Source organism: Oleiphilus sp. HI0080 (assembly GCF_001635135.1).
Genome location: NZ_LWFU01000822.1, coordinates 1 through 2,683, shown reverse-complemented (window position 1 = coordinate 2,683; position 2,683 = coordinate 1). Strand labels below are relative to the sequence as shown.

Genomic DNA, 2,683 nt, shown 5'->3' with positions numbered 1-2,683 from the left:
CATCTTGAAAAGCTTGGCTTCGTAGCTTGGCCTGCTTAAATGCATACAAAAAGCCGCCGATTCCGGCGATGACGATTAACCACCATTCTTGCATCCACTCAGATATTCCAATCACGAACTGGGTGAAGATCGGAAGTTCGGCGCCAAATCCTCCAAAGAGAGCTTCAAACTGAGGCACCACTTTGATCAGCAAAATTACCGTTACGATGAATGCTACGACCACAACAGATATTGGGTAGGTCATGGCTTTTTTGACTTTTTTCTTAAGGGTTTCTGTTTTTTCCATGTAGGTCGCAACGCGGTCCAGCATGGTCTCGAGGGCACCTGATTGCTCGCCCGAGTTGACGAGGTTTACAAATAGATCATCAAAGTAAGCAGGATGCTTTTTTAATGCGCCTGCAAAGTTATTACCCGCAGCGACGTCATTCTTTATGTCGAGCACCAACTCCCTTAGAGTTGGGTTTTCAACCCCGTCTGCAACAATTTCAAAAGACTGTATTAGGGGGACGCCCGCTTTCATCATGGTCGCTAATTGGCGCACAAATATTGCGATATCAAACGGGGTGATTTTCTTTTTTCCTCCGCCGAAGCTGAAAGAAGGTTTGCGTATGCGCTTCGCATTAATGCCTTGCTTTCGAAGTTGGGCTTTTACGATTGCTTGAGTTTCACCACGCATTTCGCCTTTTACTTTATTGCCTTTGCGGTCGGTGCCTTCCCATTCAAAAGCGATAAGTTTTTTTGTGTTTTCTGCCATGATTATTCCTTCGTTACTCGCTGTACTTCTGCAAGGCTGGTAACGCCCTCAATTGCTTTTAATAATGCAGATTTTCTTAAATCGTTAAACCCTTCCTCATCAGCAGCTTTTGCGATCGCGAGCGAGTCGGCTTCCTGCATAATGAGTTGAGAAATGCTTGGTGTGATCTTGACCACTTCGTAGATACCTACTCTTCCTTTATAGCCGTTATTACACTTATCGCAGCCTTTCGGTTGATAGATTGTGATGCCGGCATCAATTTGATCTTGGGTAAAGCCTTCTTTGAGCAATGTTTCACCAGGTATGTCAATCGGCTCTTTACAGCTGCTGCAAAGGCGTCGTGCCAATCGCTGTGCAATAATAAGTGATACGGATGTTGCGATACTAAACGCCGGTACACCCATGTTGATTAGACGGGTCAGGGTCTCTGGTGCACTGTTAGTGTGCAAGGTTGACATGACCAAGTGACCGGTTTGCGCGGCTTTGATCGCGATAGAGGCGGTCTCTAAATCTCGAATCTCACCAACCATGACAATGTCAGGATCCTGTCGCAAAAAGGAACGAAGTGCTTCCGAGAAGTTAAGGCCGACTTTTGAATTTACGTTAACCTGATTAATACCCTCTAGGTTGATCTCAACAGGATCTTCCGCAGTTGATATATTTAGTTCTGGCGTATTTAGGATGTTCAAGCCGGTATAAAGTGAAACAGTTTTTCCCGATCCGGTAGGGCCGGTCACGAGGATCATACCTTGAGGTTGGTGCAATGCTTCGAGATAAAGTTCTTTCTGAAAGTCTTCATACCCAAGCGCGTCGATACCCATCTTCGCAGAGCTTGGATCGAGAATCCGCAGGACGATCTTTTCACCCCAAAGGGTGGGTAGGGTGTTGACCCGGAAGTCGATGGCCTTCGTTTTAGAGAGTTTCATCTTGATCCGGCCATCTTGCGGCATCCGCCTCTCGGATATGTCCATCTGTGACATGACTTTCAGGCGGGCTGCGATTTTCGGCGCAAGTTTAATGGATGGTTTAGATACTTCATGAAGAATGCCATCAGTACGATAACGAACTCGGTAAGTTTTTTCGTAGGGTTCAAAGTGAAGATCCGAGGCTCCTTGTTTAATCGCATCAAGCAGCATTTTGTTAACGTACTTAACGATCGGAGCGTCGTCGGCCTCGTTGCTGATAGCTTCATCTTCCTTATCTGATGAGCCGTCATCAATATCGATATCTAAATCGGCGTCATCCAGATCGCCCATCGAGTCGTCTTGAGATTCAAGGTACTTGTCGATAGCACTGATCAACTTGTCGTCTTCTACTAATACTGAGTCAACACTCATCCCTGTATGGAATTTAATCTCGTCTACGGCGTTAACGTTTGTTGGATCGGATACGGCGATAAAGAGTCGATTTCCACGCACGTATAGAGGTAGCGCGCGATGCTTGCGGATCAATTTTTCTTCAACGACTTTTTCGGGATACGAGACCTTGAGGAATGCGTTTAGATCAAGAACGGGTAAGCCGAATTCCTCTGCGGCACTAAAAGCGATCGCTTTCGAGTTCGCCAAGTTTTCTGAAACTAAGTGGGTGATCAGAGGTATGTTGTTTTCTATCGCATGCGATTGCGCCTTTAGAGCTGTGTCTTCATCAATAATATGATCAAGAACGAATTTTCGTGCTAGGCCAGTTAGATTGGTTGGCGTATTGGTAGCCATGCGTATGCGTTTCTCTTTGCTGCTTGTGTCTTATTTAAATCGCTGAATTTATATACAAATATAAGTTAGCTAAGTTGTTCTGCTTATAAATGCGAGCAATCGAACTTAACGCATCAGTATTTATATGCAGGAATTTAATTAAAAGTGTAGAGCAAGTTTCGGTTTTTAAAAGGAATTTTAAGGTAGGCGCGGTTTTCCTGTGGTTAAACCGATGCAA

Annotated in this window: 2 protein-coding genes; both read right to left on the bottom strand. The window is 45.0% G+C overall.

Going from position 1 to position 2,683, the window contains the following annotated elements; genetic code table 11:
- Window positions 1–754 (bottom strand): type II secretion system F family protein (locus A3751_RS16795; protein WP_197466435.1); only part of this gene is annotated, 754 nt, incomplete at its 3' end.
- A gap of 2 nt (window positions 755–756) precedes the next feature.
- Window positions 757–2,466: a type IV-A pilus assembly ATPase PilB gene (gene pilB / locus A3751_RS16790; RefSeq protein WP_068458102.1), complete on the bottom strand. Its 1,710-nt coding sequence runs from the start codon at window positions 2,464–2,466 to the stop codon at window positions 757–759.
- Between the last annotated feature and the right edge of the window lie 217 nt (window positions 2,467–2,683).